Source organism: Paenibacillus sp. IHB B 3415 (genome assembly GCF_000802655.2).
Lineage (GTDB): Bacteria > Bacillota > Bacilli > Paenibacillales > Paenibacillaceae > Paenibacillus_AQ > Paenibacillus_AQ phytohabitans.
In genome coordinates, this window is sequence record NZ_JUEI01000068.1 from 26,180 (window position 1) to 51,813 (window position 25,634).

The 25,634-nt window shown below is 51.6% G+C and carries 19 protein-coding genes; 8 read left to right on the plus strand and 11 right to left on the minus strand.

The window, feature by feature from the left end; genetic code table 11:
* Nucleotides 1-44: 44 nt before the first annotated feature.
* The 5 genes from QW71_RS38280 to QW71_RS26630 form a co-directional block, all read right to left on the minus strand.
* Entirely contained in the window at nucleotides 45-1,901 is a 1,857-nt protein-coding gene (locus QW71_RS38280) for a sensor histidine kinase (RefSeq protein WP_083442739.1), read from the minus strand.
* 31 nt (nucleotides 1,902-1,932) lie between these two features.
* Nucleotides 1,933-3,468, minus strand: coding sequence for a helix-turn-helix domain-containing protein (locus QW71_RS26615; RefSeq protein ID WP_039306439.1), 1,536 nt, complete (start codon nucleotides 3,466-3,468; stop codon nucleotides 1,933-1,935).
* Between the two features lie 103 nt (nucleotides 3,469-3,571).
* Nucleotides 3,572-4,405, minus strand: a complete 834-nt coding sequence (locus tag QW71_RS26620; RefSeq protein ID WP_039306441.1) for a carbohydrate ABC transporter permease — start codon at nucleotides 4,403-4,405, stop codon at nucleotides 3,572-3,574.
* On the minus strand, nucleotides 4,402-5,355 hold the full coding sequence (locus tag QW71_RS26625) for a carbohydrate ABC transporter permease (RefSeq protein ID WP_083442741.1): 954 nt from the start codon (nucleotides 5,353-5,355) through the stop codon (nucleotides 4,402-4,404). The genes QW71_RS26620 and QW71_RS26625 overlap by 4 nt, the downstream gene beginning before the upstream one ends.
* 21 nt (nucleotides 5,356-5,376) lie before the next feature.
* The gene (locus tag QW71_RS26630; protein WP_039306443.1) at nucleotides 5,377-6,807 is read right to left on the minus strand and encodes a sugar ABC transporter substrate-binding protein; all 1,431 of its coding nucleotides are present in this window, start codon (nucleotides 6,805-6,807) and stop codon (nucleotides 5,377-5,379) included.
* A 277-nt stretch (nucleotides 6,808-7,084) separates the two neighbouring features.
* Between QW71_RS26630 and QW71_RS42045 the strand changes: the two genes are divergently transcribed.
* The 6 genes from QW71_RS42045 (at nucleotide 7,085) to QW71_RS26655 (ending at nucleotide 14,255) form a co-directional block, all read left to right on the plus strand.
* The gene (locus QW71_RS42045) at nucleotides 7,085-7,516 is read left to right on the plus strand and encodes a hypothetical protein (RefSeq protein ID WP_306766070.1); all 432 of its coding nucleotides are present in this window, start codon (nucleotides 7,085-7,087) and stop codon (nucleotides 7,514-7,516) included.
* Between the two features lie 536 nt (nucleotides 7,517-8,052).
* Nucleotides 8,053-8,877, plus strand: a complete 825-nt coding sequence (locus tag QW71_RS42050; protein ID WP_306766071.1) for a sensor histidine kinase — start codon at nucleotides 8,053-8,055, stop codon at nucleotides 8,875-8,877.
* A complete protein-coding gene (locus QW71_RS26640; RefSeq protein ID WP_047013990.1) occupies nucleotides 8,870-10,471 on the plus strand; it encodes a response regulator transcription factor in 1,602 nt (533 codons plus the stop codon). The genes QW71_RS42050 and QW71_RS26640 overlap by 8 nt, the downstream gene beginning before the upstream one ends.
* A gap of 87 nt (nucleotides 10,472-10,558) precedes the next feature.
* On the plus strand, nucleotides 10,559-11,515 hold the full coding sequence (locus QW71_RS26645; protein ID WP_039306445.1) for a sugar ABC transporter permease: 957 nt from the start codon (nucleotides 10,559-10,561) through the stop codon (nucleotides 11,513-11,515).
* A 9-nt stretch (nucleotides 11,516-11,524) separates the two neighbouring features.
* Nucleotides 11,525-12,427 (plus strand): carbohydrate ABC transporter permease, encoded by a 903-nt coding sequence (locus tag QW71_RS26650; RefSeq protein WP_039306448.1) that lies wholly within the window; start codon nucleotides 11,525-11,527, stop codon nucleotides 12,425-12,427.
* A 76-nt stretch (nucleotides 12,428-12,503) separates the two neighbouring features.
* Nucleotides 12,504-14,255 carry an ABC transporter substrate-binding protein gene (locus tag QW71_RS26655; protein ID WP_039306451.1) on the plus strand — a complete coding sequence of 584 codons (1,752 nt, stop codon included), beginning with the start codon at nucleotides 12,504-12,506 and terminating at the stop codon, nucleotides 14,253-14,255.
* A gap of 415 nt (nucleotides 14,256-14,670) precedes the next feature.
* Here QW71_RS26655 and QW71_RS26660 read toward each other — a convergent pair whose 3' ends face one another.
* Entirely contained in the window at nucleotides 14,671-15,894 is a 1,224-nt protein-coding gene (locus QW71_RS26660; RefSeq protein ID WP_039306454.1) for a helix-turn-helix domain-containing protein, read from the minus strand.
* Nucleotides 15,895-16,069: 175 nt separating this feature from the next.
* On the opposite strand from QW71_RS26660, the gene QW71_RS26665 reads away from it, so the two are divergent.
* Complete coding sequence (locus QW71_RS26665) at nucleotides 16,070-17,422, plus strand: MFS transporter (RefSeq protein WP_039306457.1); 1,353 nt, start codon at nucleotides 16,070-16,072, stop codon at nucleotides 17,420-17,422.
* 951 nt (nucleotides 17,423-18,373) lie between these two features.
* On the opposite strand, the gene QW71_RS26670 is transcribed toward QW71_RS26665, so the two are convergent.
* Nucleotides 18,374-19,021 carry a FusB/FusC family EF-G-binding protein gene (locus QW71_RS26670; protein ID WP_039306460.1) on the minus strand — a complete coding sequence of 216 codons (648 nt, stop codon included), beginning with the start codon at nucleotides 19,019-19,021 and terminating at the stop codon, nucleotides 18,374-18,376.
* A gap of 331 nt (nucleotides 19,022-19,352) precedes the next feature.
* On the opposite strand from QW71_RS26670, the gene QW71_RS26675 reads away from it, so the two are divergent.
* Nucleotides 19,353-20,132 (plus strand): helix-turn-helix domain-containing protein, encoded by a 780-nt coding sequence (locus tag QW71_RS26675; RefSeq protein ID WP_052770268.1) that lies wholly within the window; start codon nucleotides 19,353-19,355, stop codon nucleotides 20,130-20,132.
* A 27-nt stretch (nucleotides 20,133-20,159) separates the two neighbouring features.
* Here the strand turns inward: QW71_RS26675 and QW71_RS26680 are convergent, their stop codons facing one another.
* The 4 genes from QW71_RS26680 to QW71_RS26695 all read right to left on the minus strand — a co-directional run bounded on the left by QW71_RS26680 (nucleotide 20,160) and on the right by QW71_RS26695 (nucleotide 25,586).
* On the minus strand, nucleotides 20,160-21,497 hold the full coding sequence (locus QW71_RS26680; protein ID WP_039306463.1) for a glycoside hydrolase family 30 beta sandwich domain-containing protein: 1,338 nt from the start codon (nucleotides 21,495-21,497) through the stop codon (nucleotides 20,160-20,162).
* Nucleotides 21,498-21,697: 200 nt separating this feature from the next.
* Nucleotides 21,698-23,707, minus strand: coding sequence for a beta-galactosidase (locus QW71_RS26685; RefSeq protein WP_039306465.1), 2,010 nt, complete (start codon nucleotides 23,705-23,707; stop codon nucleotides 21,698-21,700).
* Nucleotides 23,708-23,858: 151 nt separating this feature from the next.
* Nucleotides 23,859-24,683 (minus strand): carbohydrate ABC transporter permease, encoded by an 825-nt coding sequence (locus QW71_RS26690; protein WP_039306466.1) that lies wholly within the window; start codon nucleotides 24,681-24,683, stop codon nucleotides 23,859-23,861.
* A 12-nt stretch (nucleotides 24,684-24,695) separates the two neighbouring features.
* On the minus strand, nucleotides 24,696-25,586 hold the full coding sequence (locus QW71_RS26695; RefSeq protein WP_039306468.1) for a carbohydrate ABC transporter permease: 891 nt from the start codon (nucleotides 25,584-25,586) through the stop codon (nucleotides 24,696-24,698).
* Between the last annotated feature and the right edge of the window lie 48 nt (nucleotides 25,587-25,634).

Genomic DNA, 25,634 nt, shown 5'->3' on the forward strand with positions numbered 1-25,634 from the left:
CCGGCGAAAAAAAATCGTGAATTCCAACCTCATTTTTAACCATTTCAACCTGCTTCACAGGGAATGAAGACCGTTACCGTGGTTCCCGCTCCCACCTCTGACTGAATCTGCAGTCCGGCCAAATTACCGTACATCAGGTTAAGCCGCTTTTTCACATTCCTCAGTCCGATTCCTCCGCCATCACGGTTCATCATGTCATCGATCTGCTCCTGCGGTATTCCGCTTCCGTTATCACTGACTGTGAAATGCAGCTGTTCCCCGTATTTGCGTCCGGCAATGCGTATCCGTCCGCCCTGCTCAAAGGGCTCCATACTATGAATGATGGCATTCTCCACAATCGGCTGGAGGAACAGCTTCGGTACAACAATCCCGGCTGGCAGGTCCATGATTTCATATTCCACCGCAAACACACCGGCATAACGCTTCCCCATAATATGGGTATAGCTTCTCAGCCAGTTCAGATCATCCTCCAGCAGAACATCCTCCTGCCCGTTGTTAACAGTGTATTGGAGCATGGTAGAGAGACTGACAATCATTTGACTGATTCCTGTTTCCTCCCGCTCCAGCGCCATCCAGTTGATAATATTGAGTGTGTTGTAGAGGAAGTGGGGATTCAGCTGAAGATTAAGGGCCAGCATCTCTGCCTCCTTCTCCCGTCGGGTGCTTGTATAATTCGCCTCTATCAATTCCAGAATCCGCTCATTCATCTGATTGTAACGCTTCACAAGAATGCGGAACTCCAGCTGTGACTGATCCGGAAGCTTGGTGGAGAAGTCTCCGGCGCCGGTTAATTGAATCGCGGCCATGATTTTTTTGATCGGCTTCGTGAGATGGCTGGAGATCAGATAAGAAACGGCAACCGACAGCAGCAGCAGCAGTAAGGTGATGATCATATCCGTATAACTGACGGTAGGCAAATTCCGCAATAGCTGCCGGTAAGGAACCACATACACCGTCGTCCAGCCCGTAATGCCGGACACGGCATAACCGATCAGGGCATCCCCCTTCCCGTCCTTGACGAGTGCAGTGCCGGAGGTGCCGTTGAATTGATCCTTATACCAGCTGTTATCATCCGTCATCCCAAGACGCGTATTGTCCGGGTAGGTAACAATCTGCCCTTCCCTTGACACCACATAGAAATAAGCCCCCTTCACAGCAGGCGTCTGGGCCATATATTGCCGGTAGTAATCCTCGTTGAAATTAATCAGCAGGACTGGCCGCTCTACCTCCTGCGGCCAGCTGCGGCTCATGCTGTCAATGATGGGAGAGATGTTCAGCAGGCGTCCGGTTGAGAAGACCATCCGGAACTTGGCATCCATACCGCCGAATTCCGGCTGTCCGAAGATGCGTGTCCAGTCATATGTGGGGAACCACAGCAGGCTGCCCTTCGCCTCCGCAATCTTCTGATAAATATAGGAATGTACGAAGCCTTGCGGAGGAACAGAGACCACCGAGGAGTTGGAGGTAAAGGCTGTGGAGCCTCCTCCGAAGGTATAATAGCTGGTAACGAGCTGCACCGTATAGAAATCCTGCCCGCTGCGGAAATACTTGTTCAGAATGGCCGTTGCCTTACGGTCCATCTGCAACAGCTCATAATCATTCTGCGGCTTCTGCCGGTCAAACAGGTTGAACAGATCCGGGTCCGAAATCAGGTCAACGGTTCTGGATTCAATATTGTCCAGCATCAGATCACTGATCTCTGTCTTCTTCTTCACGATCTCCAGGATACTGTCTTCGGCATTGCGGACAATAATTCTGGAGCTAGTCTTGTAGTTGATTACCGCATTCGTCACGGAAGGAACCGAGATCAGCACAGCAAAGCAGAGAATCAGTTTGGTTCTCAGCTTCATGTTTCGCCACAAGCTCCGCAGGCTGCGGTTCGTTAATCGGGTTCTGCTCATGATTCCTCCAAAGCCGGCACATGACTGGCTTTCAGCCAGAGCTGCGGGTTAATGTACGGTATTCTTCCGGAGTGAGGCCGGTCTCTTTCTTGAATACCCGGTTAAAATATTTGACATCATGGTACCCGAGCTGTTCAGCAACCTTATACACCTTGACACCTGAGGATGCCAGGAGTTCTTTGGCTTTGTCCAGTCTGAGCCGGGTCACATATTGATTGAAGGTCATGTTCATACGGATTTTAAACAGCTGGCAGAAGTAGCTGGAGTTGAAATGGAACATGGAGGCCACCGTTTCCTGTGACAGATCCTCCGTGTAATGGCTGTCGATATAAGCAAGACACCGGGATAACACACCGGTCTTCCGTTCCTGCTTCGCATCCAGTACCTTGCGGGCGATATTCTCCAGCAGACCGGCAGCGGCAGCTATCAGAAGCATATAGCTGCGGGCTTCCTCAGCAAAGACAGAGGCCTGCTGAAGCAGGACTCTCCGATCTTCTTCCCGCAACCCTTCCAAGCCGTAGATGACATTGAACACAAGCTGCCTCAGCTCCCGGATCAGCTCCTCCGGCATGGGCGGAGCCTCTTCCCCAAGCAGCCGGCTGAGTGCTTCGCCGGCTGCCGCTTCAAATCCGTTCTGCCCATCCCAGCCTGTAACCGCTCCGGTTAACAAGCTTACCAGCCTCGAGTCAGAGGTAAGCTTCCGGCTCGCATTCAGTCCGCCTTGCGCCGCATAATACACATGTATATCACCCGCCTCCGCATAGAAGACGCAGGCAGCAGCATCCCGGGCTTCAGCATAAGCCCGGGATGCGGTTTCAATCAGATTATCCGCCGGTGAACTAATTCCCGCAGTCAGCTTCAGCTGTACAAGAGCCTGATGTAATTCCTGATCAGGGAATGTACCGCTAGTGGCTGCTATCAGCAGACCCGGTTCTCGGCGGCAGGCAAATCCGCCGCAGACTCCGTAAGGCTGCAATCTGTCCATGACAGCTTCCGGCGTCATGTCCTCTCCCGTAGAAACCGCCAGCAGAGTGCCGCTGCCGCTGAAGCCCAGAATACTTATCACTTCTGCGGTATCTTCAGCGGAGTGCAGCTTGCCTTCGATCCATTGATTGAGGAGCCGCTGGCGGTAGGCCGGTTCGGCCGCATCCATTCTTACAGACAGCCGCTCATACTTCTGCAGCGAGGCCAGTTCCTGTTCCAGGCTCTTCTCCGTCTTCTCCAGAACTGACCTGAGCTTAAGCGGGTCCAGCGGCTTCAGCATATACTCGAACGAGCCCAAGCTCATCGCCTGCTGCGCATATTCGAAATGGCTGTATCCGCTGAGGTAGATCACCCGCCGCGGGGTGGCCGGCGGGGCCAGCTGCTCCAGGAAATGCAGACCGTCCATCTGCGGCATCCTAATATCGGTAATGATAATCTGGAAGCTGCGGACGCTGCACTTCTCCAGCGCCTCCCGCCCGTTCCTGGCTGTATAAATGCCATACTCCGGGCGCAGGCGGCGCAGCATTCCCGAGAGGCCGGACAGATGCAGCGGCTCATCATCCACCAGCAAAATATCGTACATGATATCCCCCCTTAGGCCCATCCGTTGTAACCACATCTTAATAGAGCGCTTCCAGTTTAGCAATCAATTTATGGTTGCGGTGACAGGTGCAGGTAAATGCCCTTCACCCTTTGATCCCGGTCATGGCAATGCCTTCAATGAAATGGCGCTGAGCAAGCAGAAACACCACCAGGGAGGGAACCACAATTACGGTTGTTGCAGCCATCATCAGATTCCACTGGGCGGAATAGGAACCCTGGAATAACGTCAGCCCCTGCATTAACGTATAATTTTTCTCAGAGGTGATAAAGGCAAGCGGCCCCAGATAGTCATTCCAGTTCGCCAGAAAGGTCAGCAGGCCGATGACGATCATCGCCTGTTTGCCGAGGGGAATAATAATCCGGGCATAAATCCGGAAATGTCCTGCCCCGTCCACCCTGGCTGCCTCATCGAGCTCGCGCGGAATTCCGAGGAAGAACTGCCGCAGCAGAAAAATATTAAATACTCCGCCGCCGAACCAGGCCGGTGCGACCAGAGGTACGAACGTATCCGTCAAGTGGAGTGCATTCCAGAACACATACTGCGGAATCATGACCACGAAGAACGGAATCATCAAGCCGGTCAGAATAACCGCAAAGACCTGATCCCTCCCTTTCCAGTCGATCCGAGAGAAGCTGTAGGCACATAAAGAGCTGGACAGCAGCACTCCCAGTACCGCAAGTGAAGTAATCACAGCACTGTTCACAAAAAAACGGCCAAAGGGATACGCATCCAGCGCCATGCGGAAATTATCCCAGCTCAGCAGCTTCGGAATCAGGACCGGCGGGATCTGATACAGGCTTCCCATATCAATCAACGAGGTGCGGATCATCCAGAATATAGGGAACAGGCAGAACAGGCTTCCGCAGACAAGTAGGATATACAGGACGGCCCGGCCGGGCCATGAGAGCTGCTTCACTGCCGTCCCCCCTTTCCTTCATAGTACACAAGCGATTTGGAGAACAGGAAGATCAAGGCTGTAAACAACGCGATAACTACAAACAGCAGGACTGAAATAGCGCTGGCGCTGCCCATCCGCGAGGACTTGAACCCTTCGTTGAACAGATACAGCACATAGAACAGACTTTTGCCCGCCGGCCCGCCCTGAGTCATGACAGAGGGCTGGACAAAGGCCTGAAACCCGTTAATAAAAGCAATCACTGTATTAAAAAAGATCACAGAGGACGTCATAGGAATCGTAATATATATCAGCTTATGCAGACGGTTGCCGCCATCGATCTCGATCGCTTCATACAAGTGGGCGGGAATTCCCTGCAGGCCTGCCAGGAAGATAACAATCGTGTTGCCGAGGCTCCAGAAGCTGAACAGGATCAGGGTAGGGACTACGGAGCCTGTATCCCCCAGCCACTGGGACGTAGGAAGATGGAGCCGCTCCAGCGTATAATTGACAATGCCGAAATCCGGCTGCAGCAGCCACATCCACACCATGGAGGAAGCGGCTAACGGAATAATCACCGGCAGGTAGAACACTCCGCGGAAGAAGGCCCGCCCGATGATCTTCTGGTTAAGCAGCATGGCAGCACAAAAGGAAATGATGATTCCCAGCGGCACACTGACGAACACATAGTAGAACGTAGCCTTGACCGCAGGGTAAAAAAACGGGTCGGCACCAGAGAAAAGGTTCGTATAATTGCCTATTCCGATCCATCGGGGCACCGTGCCCACGCTATAATCGGTGAAGCTGAGATACAGGCTTGCGGCAATCGGCACCAGCACGAACAACAGATACCCCGCCAGCACAGGGGAAGCAAACAGCAGCCCGTTCCGCAGCTCCCTGGCAGCACGCTTACTGCTGCGGGAGGCTCTGGCGGGCTTGCCTGCTTCCGCCACATTTGTAATTGAGTTCATATCCGGTATCCCCCAGCTGATTTAGTTGACCGGAGAGACATCGTAACGCCCTTTGATTTCCGGCTGAATCTTGCTCTCCAGCTCCTTCATGGCTTCCAGCGCCGTTTTGCGGCCCAGCCACACCTCATCCATGCCGGAGAATGTAATTGCATTGACCTTGGAGAAATTCTTAATGTAATAGGAACCGTTAGGAACTCCGTTATTCAGCAGATTGTTCATCATTGCATCCTTGAAGCCGGCCGGATGGGCCGGATTATTCTCTGCCCACTGGGCTACAAGGGCGGGATCGGTGTACCATTTGGTCATCGTAGGCATCCACAATCCGCCTTTATACAGGTCAATGGCTCCTTCCGGGTTCTCAAGGAATTTCGTCAGCAGCCAGGCTTCCTGCTGATGCACGCTTGATTCATAGATGACGGAGGCGCCGCTGATTCCCATGGGCACACTGCGTTTCATCTTGGGCAGCACACCGATATCATAGTTCACGCCTGCGGCACCCAGATCCAGGTTAATCCATTGCCCGTGCATCGACATGGCCGCAAGCTTCGATTGCAGCGCTACGGCCTGGGACGGGATCGATTTCATCTGCACCGGCGAGGGTGCCACATGATGGACATTGATCAAATCAGCCAGACGCTGGATAGCCTCAGCTGCATCCGGCTGGCTGAAGCCGAATTTGTTATCCTTGGTAATCCATTCTCCTTCATTGTTAATGACCGTCGCATGAACGGGACCATGCCAGGTTTCGAAGGAGACGCCATATTGTTTAATATTCTTCGGATCGAACGCGGGATCGGCGGCATTCTTCCCGTTTTTGTCCAAGGTCAGCTGCTTGGCAACTTCAACGAATTCATCCCAGCTCCAGGCCATGTCCGGCTTGGCAGGCGGATAGCCGACCTTGGCTTCATCGAACAGATCCTTGTTGTAGAACAATCCGAAGGTCTCACCAGCCGTGCTGATTCCATAGGCGAAGTCCTCGGAGGACTTGAACCAGATGTAATCGAGGAAATCGCTGCGCTTCAGTTCATTGTCCGCATCCAGCAGCTTGAACATATTCACGAATTTGCCGTCCTTCTGCCAGGGATCCGCCAGCTCTCCATGCATATACCCCAGATCCGGGGCCTCGTTGCCGGCGACCATTGCCGTAATTTTGGCATCATAATCCGCCTCCGGAATATGAATCGCATCCACCTTGATATTCGGATATTTGGCTGTAAAGCCTTGGGTTGCCTTCTCGATTGCCGCCTTCTCCTGCGGGCTGCCCCAGAATGTAAATTTCAGGGTTACCGGCTTATCTGACACCGCTGCGTTTCCTTGATCATTCCCCGCTGCCCCTGCATTAGCTTCCGTGTTGTTCTTCGGGCTTGAACAGCCTGACATCAGCGCTGTCAGCAGCATTCCCGCGAGCAGTAGCTTAAGCCCTCTCTTATACCCTTTTACCTGATGCTCCATTGTATCCTCCCCCTGAGCTCCCTTAATGTTCGGTTCTGTAATCATCATAAAGAATGCGCTTTCAATTTGAAATTCCAAATTTTTTATAATGGTGGATTATTTTCGGCAAGCAGATAAGATCCCCTACACAAGACAGTCAGGGAGAACCGCTGATTTCCCCAAATTCCATAAATGAAGACAATAAAAACCAAATGGATTACATATATTGGTTTACAGTTTGCAGATATACTCTTATGTAAGCGTTAACAATTAAGGACTGACGGAGGGGATAATATTCGTGTATACCCGTATCATCACCCTGATGAACAATCTGAAGCTCAGGACCAAGCTCTTTCTATCCTTTGGTTGTGTTGTCCTGATTCCGGTGCTGATTGTGGGGGTGTTCCTGACGAGTGAACTGCGGAATATGGCTCTGGATAACGCACTGGAGCAGATTACAGCCAATGTAGACCGGGTGAAAAAAAGAACCGGCGAGATGCTGAATGTCCCGCTCGATATCGCCTACCGGCTGTCCAATGACAGCCGGGGCTGGAGGAGGCCGCCAACCACCGTTATGAATCGGTCTATGATGTGGTGCAGGCTTACTGGGACTATCCGGACTTCCGGGAATTCGTCCGGCTATACAAAGAAATCTCGAGCATCCGGCTGTACATTGACAACCCGACGGTGCTGGACAACTGGGAATTCCTCCAGGCAGATGCTGCAGTAACGCAGGAGTCCTGGTATCAGACCGCCCTTGCCCAGAAAGGGCTGGTCTGCTGGAATTATATCCGCGACAACCGTAACGGCCAGTATTATCTCAGCCTGATCCGCAAGATCGATTTCCTGAAGCAGCGGACGACCGGCGTGCTGATTGTGAATGTGAATACGGAGAGGCTCAACTCCATTCTGGATCAGGAGACCTTCGAGACAATTATCGTTGATGAGAACGACAACATTGTTGCCTCGAACCGTGCAGATACGCTGGGCAAGACGCTGGAGGACATCGACTTCAAGCCGCTGTCTCCCCTTGCCGGACAAGGGCCGGCCGATGTCAGGATTGACGGCAAGCCCTCCAAAATGCTGATCGATGACTGGCATCCCGGGGGCAGCCTGAACAGCCTGCGGATCATCTCCATCTTCTCGGTAGAGAGCATCGTGGGTGAGCCCAACCGGATTATCTCACTGGCGTCTATGGTCATTATCTCGGCTCTGATTCTGGCGATTATCCTGATCTACTACTTCTCACGGCTGCTCACCGGACGCATGCTGCACTTAAGCAAGCATATCTCCAAGGTCGCGTCCGGGAATCTGGAGGCGAGGCTGGTGATAGACGGCAAGGATGAGATCGGCCAGCTGGCAAGGCAATTCAATCATATGGTAAGGAATATTAACGATCTGATGAGCGAGGTGCAGGAATCGAACCGCCAGAAGAACGCCACCCTGCTGAAGCAGAATGAGATTAAATTCAAGATGATGGCCAGCCAGATCAACCCTCATTTTCTGTTCAACGCCCTGGAATCGATCCGGATGAAAGCCCATTCCCGGGGCCAGACCGACATCTCCCAGGTGGTAAGGCTGCTGGGTAAGATGATGCGCAAGAATCTGGAGGTCGGCAATGGGAGAATAGCACTGCAAAGTGAGCTGGAGACCGTAAGCTGCTATCTGATCATCCAGAAATTCCGCTATAATGACCGGCTCGCCTATGAGCTGTATGTAGATCCGGCAGCGAATGCCCTACAAATACCGCCGCTGATTATTCAGCCGCTGGTAGAGAACTGCGTCATTCACGGACTGGAAAACCGGATGGACGGCGGAATGGTCAGAGTAGACATCAGGGTCGAGAATGCCCTGCTTAAGGTTGAGGTATCGGATAACGGAATAGGGATCTCAGCTGCCCGGATCGCTGAAATCCGGCAAATGCTGGACAACAAGGATGATTATGAAACCAATAATATCGGAATGCGCAATATCCACCTGCGTCTTCAGCTGACCTATGGCCTGGAATGCGGCCTGAACCTGGCCAGTCAGAGCGGATACGGCACGCAGATCAGCTTCGCCATCCCCCTAAGGAGTGATTCTTATGTATAGTGTATTAATTGTTGATGATGAATTGTCTATCCGTGAAGGACTTGTCACGCTGCTGGACTGGGAGAGCCTTGGCTACCAGGTGGTGGATACGGCGGCCAACGCGATTGAAGCGCGGCATAAGGTTGAGCTGTATTCCCCGGATCTGATGATTATCGATATCCGCATGCCCGGGAAGGACGGACTGGAGCTGATCCGGGAGCTGCGGGAGGATGAGGCGGATATGCATATTATCATCCTGAGCGGCTATGCCGACTTCAGCTATGCCAAGCGTGCGCTGTCTTACGGCATCGATAACTATCTGCTTAAGCCTGTCGATGAAGATGAACTGCAGCAGTATCTGTCCAGCCTGTCTGACGTGCTGAATGCACGGACTATAGACCGCAGGAATCATGCCGCCGTCAAGGTATGGAGCCGGGAGATGCTCGTCCAGTCCCTGCTGATGGAGAGCCGCCTGCACCCAGCAGCGCCAGCACTGATGGACCCGGCACTGGAATCCGGCCTGCTCTGGGATTCCTATCAGGTAGTCCTGATCCGGCTGCTGCTCCAGGATCATGCGGATAACGGACCTTCCACCGCCGTCAAGGCCAGGCTGACAGCAAGCTTTGAGAACAACAGCTGGGGCATCGTCTTCTCGCTGGATTCTTATCTGGGCGTGCTGCTGCAGCCCTCTTATCAGAAGGAGCTGGTCCGCAAATTAATCGTGCAGAATATCCGCGAAGCATCCGCCGCCGAGGGACTGGAATGTATTATTACCGCCGGAGACATGGTGGACAGCCTGGATGAACTCTCCGTCTCCCATCAATCGGCGCTGGCCCGGATGAAGGATCATTTCTTCTATGATGAGCCGGGGATGATCGGTCCGGACTCGCTGAAGATGAAGACGGGACTTCCGGCTAAGCTCCCGGATGCGGAGAGCAGCCTCTCACCGGTGATGGACCGGCTGTATTTTGCCATGGATACCGGGAACCTCACCGTGATCCCTTCCCTGATCCAGGAAGCCGGGGATATCATGACTGCCGCAGGCTTATCGGAGATGGCTGTGAAATCCTATTACGTCCGGACGGTTACGGGACTTTTCAATAAGCTCTCCCTGGAATTTAAGGAGCTGGGCCAGGCGCAGAGCCGGGTAGACGGGCAAATCCAGCAAATCTACAGGCATACCTCGCTTCCCCAATTGCAGCGCTATATCACGGATCTGCTGGAGCAATATGCAGGCGGAATTATCCGCGATGAGATGGATGTATTAATGAAGCGGATGCTGGACCTCATTCACCGGCATTATGACGAGAATCTGAAGCTGGAAACCCTGGCTGACGTGTTCTCTTACAGCAGTGCGTACCTCGGCAAGCTGTTCAAGAACAGTACGGGCAGCTCCTTCAACAGCTATCTGGACAATGTACGCATCGGGAGAGCCAAGGAACTGCTGGACCAGGGCTGCAAAATCCATCAGGCCGCAAGCGAAGTCGGGTTCAGCGATGTGGATTATTTCCGCGAGAAGTTCAAAAAAATCACAGGCCTCTCCCCCTCCGTCTACCGCCGGAAAGATTCACTGCAGGAGGATGATTTTTCAGAAAGCGCTTACGAAAAGAACTGATTTCCCCCTGTTTTCCCGCTTAAATCTTCGGGTGTTTCCCCATTTCCCGGAAGATTATGATAAAGCCATATCGAAGGAGGGACATAAATGAAAGCGATTACCCCCGCAATGAAGCCGGAGCTCAAGAAACCAGCTTCACGCTTCTGGGCCAAATTCCGGCAGCAGAAATATCTCTATATGATGGCGGTTCCCTTTGTCCTGTGGGCCTTTGTCTTCAGCTATCTGCCGTTATGGGGATGGATGATGGCCTTCCAGAAGTATAAGCCGGGCAAATCTTTTTTTGAGCAGAAATGGGTCGGCCTGCAGTATTTCAGGGAGCTCTTCCAGGATGAGCAATTCTTCAATGCCCTGCGCAACACTCTGGCGATGAGCCTCATGGGGCTGCTGGCCGGATTCATCATTCCTATCCTATTCGCCATTCTCCTGAATGAGGTCAGACTGCAGGTGCTGAAACGGTTCGTCCAGACGGTATCTTATCTGCCCCACTTTGTATCCTGGGTGGTAGCTGCCGGGATCATTACCAAGATGCTCTCTACCGACAACGGTGCAGTCAATGACCTGCTGCTGAGTCTCCATATTATTAGTGAACCGGTCCAGTTCATGGCCAAAGGCAATCTGTTCTGGGGAATCGTGACCGCCTCTGATGTCTGGAAGGAAACGGGCTGGAACACAATCATCTATCTCGCCGCGATCTCGGGGATCGGCCCGGAGCTGTATGAAGCCGCCAGAGTGGACGGCGCAAGCCGGCTGCAGCAGGTGCGAAACATTACACTGCCGGGCATCCGGGCGACGATCGTCATCCTGCTGATCATTTCCATCGGCCATCTCATCAGCATCGGGTTCGAGAAGCAATTCCTGCTCGGCAACAATCTGGTGCGCGACTATTCGCAGACACTGGATCTATATGCGCTGAACTACGGGCTCGGTATGGGACGGTTCTCCTTCGGGACGGCCATTAATATTTTCAACTCGGTGGTTAGTGTGATTCTGCTGTTTACGGCCAATGGTATCTTCAAAAAAATAACCAAGGAAAGCATCATTTAGGAGGCCCTTATGCTGATCAAAAAACTGGCCGCCGCGTCCTGGTCGGACCGCATCTTCGATTTGGTTGTCTATATTGCGATTACGGTGGTGACCGTGGCCACACTGTACCCTTTTCTCAATGTGCTGGCGATTTCATTCAATGACTCCACGGATAGCATCAAGGGCGGGATTACGGTCTACCCCCGGATGTTCACCTTCAAGAACTATGAGACGATCTTCGCCTTCTCCGGTCTCATTACCGGATTCAAGATCTCTGTCCTGCGTACCCTTATCGGGACCCTGCTTGGACTGATTAGCGCCTCGATGCTGGCCTTCACCTTAAGCCGGGCGGACTTTCAGGGCCGCAGGTTCGTCTCCACCTTTCTGGCGCTGACGATGTACGTATCCGGTGGACTGATTCCCTTCTATATTCTGATCAAGAATCTGCATATGATGGGCACCTTCGGCGTGTATGTCCTGCCTGGTCTGGTCAGTGCATTTAACGTGTTCGTCATCCGCTCCTTCATCGACGGCCTGCCTTACGCCCTGCAGGAATCTGCCAAGCTGGACGGGGCCAATGACTTCACCATCTACTGGCGGGTGATTCTGCCGCTGACCAAACCTGCGCTGGCGACCATCGCCCTGTTCCTGGCTGTCGGCCAGTGGAATGCCTGGATTGACACCTACCTGTACAACGGCTCGAATGACGCACTGACGACGCTGCAGTTTGAGCTGATGAAGGTCATTCAGAGCACCACCACCAATGCGGATAACTTCCGCGGCCGGAATATGACCGAAGTGATGGCGCAGATCTCCCCGGAATCGGTCAAAATGGCAATCACGATTGTTGTCACCGTACCTATTCTGATTGTTTATCCGTTCCTGCAGCGCTACTTCGTCAAAGGCATGACGCTGGGTTCGGTCAAAAGCTAGTCCGCTCACCGGTATCATCAGGCTGGCGCCTGTGTATACAATATGTTCTCACCAGACAAAGGGAGGGTTTCTATTCATGACAAGAAAGACAGCGAAACCGTATGTAGCGCTAATGGTCTTGACCTTGCTGCTCAGTGTACTGGCCGGCTGCGGCGGGGGCAATAATAACAGCAAGAATACGGCAGGGAATACCGGTACTGAAGCTACCAATAGCACTAATGCGGCTGCCACAGCAGAAGCTACGGCAGAAGCCGAAGATTTGAGTCCATTGACACTTTCCTTCTTCGCGGAAGATCCCAATCCGAACTGGAATAATATGAAGGATGAAGTTAGTACCGTCCTTACGGAGAAAACAGGCGTCACTCTCGATGCCGAATTCGCCGTAGGCGATCCGCAGCAGAAGATCGCGCTGATTGCTGCCGGCGGGGAATATCCCGACATCATCTCCGCCAAAGCGGATATCGGGAAGCTGGTGGATGCCGGTGCTGTCATTGACCTGACCGAACTGATCGACAAACACGCGCCCAATATCAAGCGGGTGCTTGGAGACAATCTGGCCCGGGCCAAATACACGAACGAAGACCAGTCCATCTATGCCATCCCTACCTGGGCTGCTGTGAATGAGAAGAAATTCGTCGCCGGCGGAGGCTTTGAGCTGCAGCACAGAGTGCTGAAGGAAGCCGGATATCCGGAGATCAAGACGGTCCAGGATTATGAGAATGTAATCAAGGCCTACCTGGAGAAACACCCTACCGATGAGAACGGCAACAAAAATATCGGCGTATCGCTGAACGCAGATGACTGGCATATGTACATTTCCGTAACCAATCCTGCAGTGGCGACTACCGGCGGTTCCGATGACGGGGAATATTTCATCGATCAGGAGACCCATGAAGCGATCTACCACTTCCGACGTCCCGAAGAGAAAGAATATTTCCGCTGGCTGAACCATATGAATGATATTGGCCTCCTGGATAAAGAAAGCTTCGTGCAGAAATACGACCAGTACAAAGCGAAAGTGGCCACTGGACGTGTGCTTGGCCTGATTGACCAGGATTGGGACTACAATGACGCGCAGCAGGCTTTGAAGACTGCCGGTAAATTCGATCAAACCTACGGCCATTATCCTGTGACCTTGACCAGTGAATACAAAGAAACCAGCTTCTGGCCTACCGGCTTCATGGGCGGCTACGGAATCTCCATCTCGACCACTAACCCTGATCCGGTCCGGACGATTAAGTTCCTGGATTATCTGGCTTCCGATGAAGGACAGATCCTGAACAACTGGGGCATTGAAGGCAAACATTATGTCCTTGAGAACGGCAAACGCGTCGTCCCTGCCGAAGTGCAGGACCGCATTAACAATGACAACACGGCCTTCACGAAAGAGACCGGCATCGGCTTCTACTGGAATATGATGGTCCACTACGGCGACGGGGCCAAGGATTCTACCGGCAACTATTACACCAAGAACTTCCCTGAGCAGCTGGTGCTCGGTTACAGCGATGTCGAGAAAGAAACGCTGGCGGCTTACAATGCCACTACCTGGAAGGATCTGTTCCCTAAAGAAGAGGAGTTCGCTGAGAAAGCGTACGGGGCAGCCTGGAACATTGCTCTCCCCGGTGAAGATGAAGTCTCCATTCTGGGCAATAAAATGAGAGATATTACGTGGAAACGCATCCCGCAGGCTATTCTGGCCAAACCGGCTGAATTCGATAAAATTTGGGATGACTACATGGCTGACCTCGAGAAAGCCGGCGTTAAGAAAATGGAAGCAGGCTACACCAAATACGTGCAGGACCGCGTGGAGCTGTGGAGCTCGAAATAAGGTGTTCATTATTGCTTGAGCCTGAAATGATTAGAGTAAAGGAGGCGTACTTAAGAGTTAGACTTGAAGCTTACTCGTCCCTGCGGTGAACATTTGGACTTCCGGCCGCTGTTGTCACCAGATTTCTTGATCTAATCCGCTGTTCGCGGTTGAAATCCGTTGACTGGGTGAACATTTGGACTTCCGGCCGCTGTTGTCACCAGATTTCTTGATCTAATCCGCTGTTCGCGGTTGAAATCCGTTGACTGCATATGCTTACGACGCGAGCTTTCCTACGGAAAGCTTTCGGGCGGTCGCTGACGCTCCTACAGTTCCAAAATCCCTTCCGCTACTCCTTCTTTTTGCTAAAGAATCAAAGTCCAACCAATAGTTCACAAGCAAAACCAACCGTGCGGGAAGCTGCACGGTTGGTTTTTTACTGGACATTATTTAATTTATCATGCAGCTCGTGGTAGGTCTGCTTAATGAAGTCCGCATATTCGGAAGGCGGATAATCCTTTACCTGATCGCTGGCAAACTGTGCATTCTGACGCGCCTCCTCCATCCGGCCTTGCCTGGCGAATATCTTCGCTTTGTATGCATAGGCTGTGAACAGGTTAGCCCGGTCAAGCGGATGATAGACCTGATCATTCAGGCTCACCTTAGACAGGCTGGCCAGAGCCTCCTCATCCCTCTCCAGATGGTAGAACGCAGTTCCGGTCATCAGATGGATGACAGGCATGAACTCGCTGTCTTTCGCCGGATAATGCTCCGCAAGTATCAGCACTTGCCCGTAACTCCGCTTGGCCAGAGCCAGTCTGATTTCGCCAAGGTGTACCAGCTCCAGCGACTCCGCAGCCTCCGTGAACTGTGCAAACAGTTTTGCCTTGTTCAAATATGCTTCTGCCTGCTTAAGGTCCCCGGCCTGCAGCTCCATCAAGGAGAGCACACGGTACAGATGGTCCGACAAAAGATAGACTCCTTCTTCGCGCGACAGCTTCAGTGCCGCCAAGGCAGCTTCACGGCAGCCGGAGTAATCTCCCAGCGCAGACAACGTAACACTTTCCGCATAATAAAGTTCGATTTCGAATAAAAGATCATTGCCTACCTTGTTGCTCATGTATTCCTTGCGTACACGTCGGATCAGCTCCAGCCCCTCTGCGTACCTGCTCTCTGCGAACATTAAGGCATATGCTATATGCTGAACCTTGGCGCGCTCCACGTATAAACCGAATCGTTCATAGATTAGAGCCGCCCGCTCAAGCTCTGCCTCTCCGCCTCCGGTGCCTGTATAAAAACAAGAGCTCACGTAAAACTCAAGCAGACGCGCAGCATCTATAGTCATAGGGAGGGTGCTCTCCATCAGCGGCTGGACCCGTGCTACGATTTCTTTGTAGTTCTTCTCTTTGAAAAGCTGCTCAATTTCACGGACCAGCGGACCCAGCTCCGCTTCGTGCTCGCCCTCCAGGAAATAACCCGCATCTGTGCCCAGACGCCCGGCAAGGAATTGCAGTGTATTCATTGAAGGCAACGCCCGTCCGTTCTCGATTTGGCTAAGCATGCTTTTGGTCATATGTTCTCCGGCCAGGTCAGTCTGCGTAAGGCCCTTGGCTTTACGCATTTGTTTGACTTTGTCGCCGATTGTCAGTTTAGTCGTCATCTGCTGTGCCAACTTTCTTTGGTTGCTTTTCTTCCAGTATAGCCTAATATTCAAGCGAGAAAAAGCCGCATCATGGCAAAAGTTAAATATAATTAAACTTTTCGTTGCAAAAAATAGATCCAGCCGCTACAATAAGTTTAATATAATTTAACTTTTGGAAAAGGGAGTGCTTGTAATGTCTGAACCAACGCCGGTGTCAGCAGCATCCAACCGCAATATCATTCTTTTCTTCAGCGGAAAATTCGCTTCTGTTCTCGGCTCCAGTATGTACACCTTTGTTGTCGGCCTGTATATTCTGCAGCTCACCGGTTCAGGAAGCAGCTTTGCGGTTACGTTGCTGTGCGGTATGCTGCCCAGTATTATTCTGTCGCCTTTCGCCGGCGTGGTGGCCGATATGGTGAACCGCCGCAAGCTGCTGATCGGCTCAGATGCTGCAAGTGTCTTGATTATGCTGCTTTCCTTTGCCGCCGTCTCCATTGAGGGTATGTCCCTCTTACCGATTTATATCTCACTGATCCTTCTGTCAATCTGCGCTACCTTCTACAGTATCTCCGCCTCCTCTTCCATGATGATGCTCGTTGACCGTGATTCCATCCAGCGTACCGGGTCCCTGAATCAAATTGCCAGTTCTGTCGGCCACCTGCTGGCTCCCATTCTCGCCGGTATGCTCTACGCCTTCCTCCCGCTTGAAGAATTCATGCTGCTGAACGCGGCAGGGCTTACCATCTCGACCGTGATGGGCTGCATGCTGAAGTTTAAACCTGCTCCGGAAGCCTTATCTGAAGCTGGGCTTGCAGATGGGCCTGCCGAAACCGGAAATCCGCCCTTTCGCGAACGCCTGGGCAACGTTGCTGCTGAGGTCCGCACGAATCTGAAAGAAGGCTTCTCCTATGTGATCCGCCGTCCCGTTATCCGCTCCCTCCTAATTATTGTGTTCTGGATTAATTTCTTTGTAGTCGCGCTGAATGTCGTGCTGCCCTTCGTGGCCGTACAGACCCTGGGGCTGTCTTCGAAGCAATACGGTGTACTTGAAGCCATGCTGGCAGCGGGCATGCTGCTGATGTCCCTGCTCCTCACCGTTCTCCGCCAGAGCAACAATCCGGTAAATACAATTATCGGAGGTTTAAGCGCACTGGGGCTGCTCTTCCTTGCGATGGCGCTTCCGCTGCTGCTTCATTTCACCGCTGCCGTTACCTTCTTTTTCTTCCTGCCGCTATTGATTCTGGTTGGTGTCGTCATTATGATCATCAATATTCCGATTCAAGTGTACTTACAGCAGAGTATAGAAGAAGAGTATCGCGGGCGGGTATTCGGGCTGGTTGAAGGTATCGCCGGTTCCATCGCTCCGCTGGGCATGCTGCTCTACGGGGTGCTGCTCGACTGGATTCCGGGCTCCATTATTCTGCTGGCCTCCGGAGCGGCTATCCTGGCGGTAACCTTAACCGGACGGAGAGGCTTAATCAGCAGCAATGCTGCTGAGCAGCAAAGCGTTCAGGTGGAGCATGGAGCAGAGCAGGCGGGGGCGTAGCGGAGTAAGCTTAGTGCTGCGAGTGATGAATGCTAGGGGTGCTACGAGCGCTGGGAGTGCTGCAACTACATTTAAAGATAGGAAGCGTTTTGCCTGTTGCTAACGGACATAGCCGCGCTTATTTCTAACGAACATCATTTTTACGCAATCTAACGGACATCAGCGCACTTATGTGCGGATATTCAACTGAAAATAGCCCTGCTAGGGAGCAATAAGCGCGCTACGGTCCGTTAGCCCGGTACAAAGTACCCTTTTCGGGTATATAAAGGCTCTACAGTCCGCAAGGATTAGCGTGATAGCTCTTCCCATAATATCTCCATAATATTTGGACCCTTCTCTTGCGGATACAAGAGTAGTGTAATGGCTAATGTTACAATAATGATCCCTCCCCACATAACATATAAATACCGTTGTCCCACTCGAAGCGAACAAGCCAATCCTAGAGCAATAATAAGTATATTAATGACCAGAATCATCGGAATTGAGATAATCCTACTTAAACCGGTATTAGGAAATTGACTAATTAAGATTAGATTAGGACTACGCTCGGAATAAGATCCGCCGCTACTTTTATAATGCTTGTTCCACTTTTCATTCAATGTCTCCTTAATTACTGGAATACAAGTTTGTGTCTCAGGTACAAATCCTGCACAAAATACAACATTTCCTTCACGATAACGCTCTTACCCCTGAATTGTTGTACAAAAGGCAGCATTTCCCCTCCTCCCAGCCTATTAAACAAACTATTCTTGCATTTCCTGCAACAATCCTCTCAAACACCCGGGTAACTCTGCCTTCGAGTTGTAATTTGTACAACATTTTACCCGAATCCGTTTGACCACCAGCGATGGGACGGAAGCTTTGAAATATTAGCTATAATTACGCAGTTTTTTCACTTAGAGGAGTATATAAAACAAAAGGCCGCCCTAAGGGCAGCCTTCTCCAGCAAACTTATTTTTGCACCGAGAGCACGAACCTCTCCAGCGAGCTTATATTAGTGATAGTCTGATTACATCCATGATTATCTATGCAGACGTATTGCCCCACAAAAGCAATGTTATCGGCTGAAGCAAGCTCAGGCTTGGTCTTGACTGTAAGGAAGGCAAGCTCCTGCTGGCGGTTGCAGAACAGGCAGTAGCCTTTCTTGTGGGTCGGTATAATTCTGCCCTCTACGCCGATGAACTGTCCTTCGTACGGATAGACGATGAACTGCTTATTCGTGGCAATGTCTGCCCAGGCCAGATACGTCACATAGCGGAAATCAAACGATTGTAAATCAGGTAGCTTCATCTTCTTATTCTTGGGAAACAGCTTCTGAATCTGCTTCAGTGTAATCGGCGGAAATGGCTCCAGATAAGGCTCGAAGCCGCTGATATACTGCTGGAAATCCTCGGCTTTCTCCAGGGTTGAGATAGGCTTCAGCATCTGCTCCTGCTCGGTGGTCAGCGAAGAAAACGCCTCCGTCACATTCACCTCAGCACTGTACCGTACGGTCTCCAGGACACGGCGATCTGCTACAGAACGCAGTGTTTTTAGCACGAAATCCGATTGTTTCTTAATATAATTATATTGATGGTTTCTAATAAATGTTGTAGTCACAGCTCTTCAGCCCCTTATTCATATTGGTCAATCCAATAAGGTGCAGAGCCTGCTAATTAGAAACGATAAAATCAGTTTGGGCGATCAAGATCTTCCTGCCGCACCCCACGCAAAGTATCGCCCCAGATCAGGCTCTGCATGAGGACTTCCTAGCTAATGAGCAATTCGTTGCCATCAGTGTAACCCCCTATTCAATAACATGCAAAAAGTATAGCAGGAAATTGCGGAGCCTACAATTGATAAGCTTACATCACTCTTAAGTTCAGCTTATAAAGATGGTAAGATAGGTTGGTGTTTATCAGCGCTTCAGCTGCAAGGAGGAAGGATCGTCATGGACATCCGCAAATACGAGCACCTTGTGCCGAATGTCTTTCTGTTCGTGGACCGCAGATCCTTTGCGGACTGGGAGATTATCAGCAGCACCATAGACTTCCATGATCTGTCGTTCATTGTGGAAGGCAAAGCGGATTACTTCATTGACGGGGAGAAATTCACTGTAGAAGCCGGGGATATGCTCTATGTCCCTTCAGGCAGTGTCCGGGAAGCCCATACCTTTGCCGAGGCCCCTATGCATTCCTTTGCGTTCAACTTCTTCTGGGAAGGGGAGGACAATTCTGTACACCTGCCGTTTGAGACCGTAACCAAGAACCGGATGACCAAGGAGATCCTCGATGATATCAGGGAGTTCTCGCATAACTGGATGGGCGGCCAGCCTTTTTATAGAATGAAGGCCCGGGCCATCTTCCAGCTGATCGTCTACCGCCTGCTTAATATTGCCCATCATCAGGAAACGCCGCTGCTTGATCCGAGAATCCATAAAGTCATGGCTTATATCATGGATCACTATGCGGAGGAGGTTACGATTAAAGCTCTGGCGGAGTGGATCGGACTGAACCCCGTCTACCTGGGTAAGCTGTTCAAACAGAATACCGGCTCCACCTGCAAAGAATTCCTGAACAGGGTCAGGGTCAATAATGCCGAGATGATTCTGTCTGCGGGCGGGTTCAATGTGTCTGAGGTGGCGGAGCACTGCGGGTATCATGATGTGGCGTACTTCAGCAATGTGTTCAAAAGCATGAAGGGGTATCCGCCGTCAGCTGCTTTGAAATGACGGCGGATGGAGTCATGTTAGTCTATTTTACAGAACAATGGTATTAAAAGATTCTGCATACAGCTTCAGCTTATAATGCGTCTCATCGTTAGCCAAAAGAATCGTTCTTGCTTCCTTGAACGGATTCGCGATCACCAGCACCCGTCTGCCTTCCGGCGTCCCGAATGCCAGTGCATTGCCTGTCCATCTGCCCTTCAGGCCGATTCTGCGGGAGCCGGGGCCAATGAAATGGGCGAAATGCTTCATGACGTAGAACTCGGGATTATGCACGGCCTTCGGTTCATCCGGATCTACCGTAATCATAGAGTTCTGCTCCCATCCCCAAGTACTGCGGCCTTTCGGCTGAAGCACCATGTTCCAGTAGATATAGGCGTTCACGCCATTGGTGAAGTAATGCTGATACAGGTTAAACACATATTTGGCATAAAACCAGGTGTTCTCCCCATCCCCGCACTCATTCTCCGTCTGCATGTAGCGCAGTTCAGGATAAGCCTGCACTGTACGCTGAATGCCATATTTGCCCGCCCATTGGTAGCCAACGCCTTGTACATATTTGTATGCTTCAGGATCGCTTAACACCGTGTGCGCATAGGCATCGAATCCGCTGTCCTTCTGTTTCATCCACTCATCCCAAGGCTCCGGCGCATTAATCGTACCCAGCCAAATCTCTGTATCCAGGCCATGCTGTTCAAAAGCCGGTCCCAGATAGTCACGGATGAATTCACGCAGCTGCTCACCTGTCCATACGCAGGAGGGGAATTTCTGATCCGCAACCACTTCGTTCTGCACATGAACCTGATGGATGGTGATGCCTTCCCCGGCATACGCCTGTACAAACTTCACAAAGTATAAAGCATACGCCTCCAGAATCTCCTTCTCCCAGCGCAGCGTGCCGTAATTATAAGCCCGGGGGAACTTCATCCAGGTGGGCGGACTCCAGGGCGAGGCGAATAATTTCAGCTCCGGATTCAGCTTCAGCGCCTCCCGGATGTACGGAATCAGATACTTGCGGTCCCGTTCGATGGAGAAATGCTCCATGGCGTAATCGCCATCAGTTTCATTCAGGCTGTACCATTCAAGCGCATAGTCACTCGCCCCGATCGGCAGCCGGCAAATACTGAATTTATGATCCCCTTCCGGATGGAAAAGCGAGTGCAGCACCGCGCTTCTGTCTTCTTCCGCCAGCAGGTTCAGCGCCTCGAATCCAAGCTCGTTGAAGCAGCCGCCGAACCCTTCAATGTTCTGATGAATTTCTCCGCTGAACGCCAGATCTGCTGCCGCGTCTGCTGCTGCACTTTCCAGGCTTCGGGATACCCATGGTTCATTCTCTGTACTTGATACCCAGACTATATCTTTAATGTCCATATTGCTGCCTCCTCATCCTATCTCCCTATGGGGAGGACGTAACTGCGGTGAATATTTGGACTTCCGGCCGCTGTTGTTCCCAGATTTCTTGATTTGTACCGCTGTTCGCAGTAGAAATCCGTGAACAAAGGCGGACGCATATGCTCCTACAGTTCCAAAATCCCCCTCCGTTACTTACTCCTCATAGTGAAAGCATTTTATTAACCTTCACTAATAATAAATACGCCCCAAGCCTCAATCTTCAGCTCCTCAGCATGCGCTACCGGATTACCGGATAGAAGCTCCTGTCCAGCTCCATACGGATACTGGAATGTAACAGACTCCGCCGAATAATTGTAGTAGTAGCGGATGGTACTGCCATGCCGGTTCACACCGGATTTGACGATTAACGGGAAGGACAGCTGCTGGTCTTCGCCCCACAATCCGGCAACCTGGAGCGAATCCCGCAGAATGACCGCCAGGGCGGCAGGCTCCGTCATACATCCTATATAGGTAGCGGTACCGTCACCGAAGGAATTTCTGGTAACCGCAGCATATTCGCCCCACTGGGGATGATCATAGCTGGCGAGTACTTCGGCCGAGTCTGGAACAAGCATTTCCATCCACGTTCTAACGGTATGAACGCCTGCTTTCGTTCCTTCCGGGAACAGCTTGCCGGTAAGTCCGGCAGAGGCATTAGGCGTGGCAAAATGGCTGTAAGTCACTCCACAGGCCTCATGAATTACGCCCGGCTGCGCTGAATGCCGCACCTTCACCTGCTCATCGGTGAATCCGCTTTTGAAGGAATAGACGGCATGGCCGCCGCTGCCCACATACTCATTCAGCCGCTGCAGCGCCTCGTCAGAGACGGCGTACAGGGCAGGCACGACAATCAGCTCATAGTCGCTCAAACGTGTGCAGGACGGCTGGATGAAATCGCAGGCGATATTCATTCTGTACAATTCATCATACATCCAGCGGACCACATCGTTATAAATCACACCGCCGGGCAGCTTGAACCACTCGATCGCCGACAGTGCTTCGTTGCTGACCATAACAGCCACTTTGCTGGTCTTCTTGAGTCCAATCAGCTGATCACTCAGCCGCTTGAAATCAGCACCGATCGTCCGGGCTTCCTTATACACCGGATTAGGCAGGAAGTCGTGACTGAGCAGCCCTTTCCAGTAGGTCTCGAACGAATTATGAATCGAATGCCAATGCCAGTAGGCAACCATAGAGGCACCCGAGCCTAAATGACTGAAGGCTTGCAGCCGCAGCTGCTTAGGGTACGGCGTCCACTCAGGAAAAGCCTGCGCCTGTGTCTCAAGGACGAAATAGTTATCCTGCTTGAGCGAACGGGTCATATCTCCCCCGAACGAAATCTCCGTACCGGTAAGATTGTCCTGCGACGGATGATAGATATCTACACCGGCAATGTCGAACGGAGCAGCTGCGGCAAAGTGATCCACGGACGGCTGCACCCCAAACGAATGCCCTCTCCATTCAAAATCAAAATTATGTGTCGTGAACTGCCCCGGCTGCTTATACTCCCCGACAATTCCAATCTGCCACGCCAGAAATTCATTTACCAGCCCGCGCTGGAATCTGGCAAATTCCGCACCCAGACTGCCGTTAATCGTGCCAACCATCGACGGGAAGTCCTCCCAGCTGTCGATCCGGTTGCTCCAGTAATCCAGGCCAAACTGATGGTTAATCGCCTCAAGCGTTCCATAGGTTTCTCTCATGTATTTGACGAATTTGAGCTGGACATTCGGTCCGGCGGTCTCATAATGCTTCGTTTCATTATCAATCTGGTAACCGATAACTGCCGGATGCTTGTGGACCACGGCCATCAGTTTACGGATGATCCGTTCTGCGTAGAACAGATACACGGGATGGGTAATGTCCATAATCTGCCGCGCACCGTACTTACCTTCACCTTGTGCCGTGACGGCCAGCACATCCGGATGCTCTTTGACCATCCATGCAGGAATAGCGTAAGTCGGCGTGCCCACAATGACATGAATTCCGGCGGCATGCATCGCATCCAGCACTCTTGTCACCGGACTGAAATTAAATACTCCGTTCTGGGGTTCATGGGTGCTCCAGGTGGACTCGGCAATACGCACGGTATTGATTCCCGCTTCCTGCATCATCCGGATGTCTTCATCCAGACGGTCATAAGGCATGTATTCGTCGTAATAAGCAACACCGTATAGCAAGTGATCCATTGTTGTCCTCCTAAAAGTTTTGATAGCATCTACTTCCCTGTGATTGCTTCGTACAAAACTCGCTTCGAAAGCATATGCTTAAGTTTTGATAGCATAACCTTCCTAATTTGCTTCGTACAAAACTCGCTTCGGAAGCATACGCTGTGTGATATTAACCTTTTACAGCACCGGCAGTAACGCCCTTCGTAATCTGCTCATTGAAGATCGCATAGATGACAATTGCCGGGATGGAGGTCAGCACCATGACGGCAAACTGTGAGCCATAATCAGACGAATACTGTCCGGCGAAATTCATCACTGAGAAAGGCAGCGTTTTCAGTGCATCCTTGCTGAGGAAGGTCGAAGCCATAATGAACTCATTCCAGCAGTTCAGGAAAGTCGTTACGACTACTGTTACCAGAGCAGGCGCGGTAAGCGGTGCGATGATCTGGAACACAATCCGGTAAATATTCGCCCCGTCCACAATCGCCGACTCTTCCAGCGCTTTGGGGATACTCCGCAGGAACCCGGTCAGGATGAACGTCCCCATAGGCACGGACACCGCAGTGTATGGTAGAATCAGCCCCAGATAGGAATCAGTCAAGCCCAGCGCTTTGAAGATCGCGAAGTTGGGCAGCAGGGTGGCATGGATCGGAATCATAATCCCGAGCAGGATGATGGTGAAGAATACAGAACGGAACTTCCAGTCCATCCGTGTAAACGCATACCCTAACGTTAAGGATAGCACAACGGTCAGGAGGATTGTAACCGTAGTAATGAACGCACTATTAATGAAATAACGCAGGAATTTGCCGTCTACCCAGGCATTGATATAATTCTGCCACTGCGGTGCGCTTGGCCATTTCAGGATGCTGGAAGAGTAGAATTCATTGCTGCTGAGGAATGAGAAATCCACCAGCCAGATTAACGGGAACAGTTGAACCAGGGCGACAAAAAGGAAGAACACCCATAGTATGGTTTTAGTGCTTTTGGTCATGGTGTTTCCTCCTTAGAATTCCGTAGCATCACTGCGGGTAAGTTTGTTGCTGAGATAGGTGGCCAGCAGGCAGACGACGATGAAGAGAATCGAAATGGCATTGGCATAGCCGTATTGGCTGGCCGAGAATGCCTTGTTATAGAGATACACAGCCAGGAATTGGGTGGAATCGCCGGGTCCGCCGTTGGTGGTCAGGAACACGGTTTCCATCTGCTTCAAGGCGGTAATCATAGCCAGTGTGATCTGCACCGTAATGACCGGTGACAGCAGCGGAACGGTGATCCGCAGGTGCAGCTTGAAGCCCGAAGCTCCATCGAGGGAAGCGGCTTCATACATTTCATCCGGGATTCCTTTGAGGCCGGCATAATAGAACAGCAGTCCCCAGCCGAATCCGGCCCAGATTAGAATGAACAGCATCGTAACCAGTGCCGTACTGCTATCCCCCAGCCAGGCATGCTTCAGGAACCCAAGGCCCAGTGTATCCAGCAGTTTGTTAAATGCACCGAAGGTAGGGTCGAGCAGCGACAGCCACATTTTGGAGATAACCACTACCGAAATCACGCATGGAATGAAAAAGATCGTTCTGAACCACTTCTCCGCTTTCCCGCCCAGGCGGTCCAGCATAATGGCAAAGAAGATGGCAATCGGATGCTGAATGAAGATGAAGCCCAGACCCAGCAGGACGGCATTCCTCAGCGCCAGCCAGAAACGGGTATCATGAAACAGCAGCTCTGTATAGTTAGCGAACCCTATGAATGCAGAAGGTGTGCCTGGTGCCAGGGTATCCCGGAACGAATAATATCCGCTGAGTACAATCGGGACCAGAAAGGTAAGGGAGAATAAGAGAATTCCCGGAAAGACGAACAGGAAGATGGCCATTTTATTGTTGAATACTTTTTGCATGGAAGTCTCACTCCATCCTTAAGATTGGAGAAGGGCAAGAAGATTCCT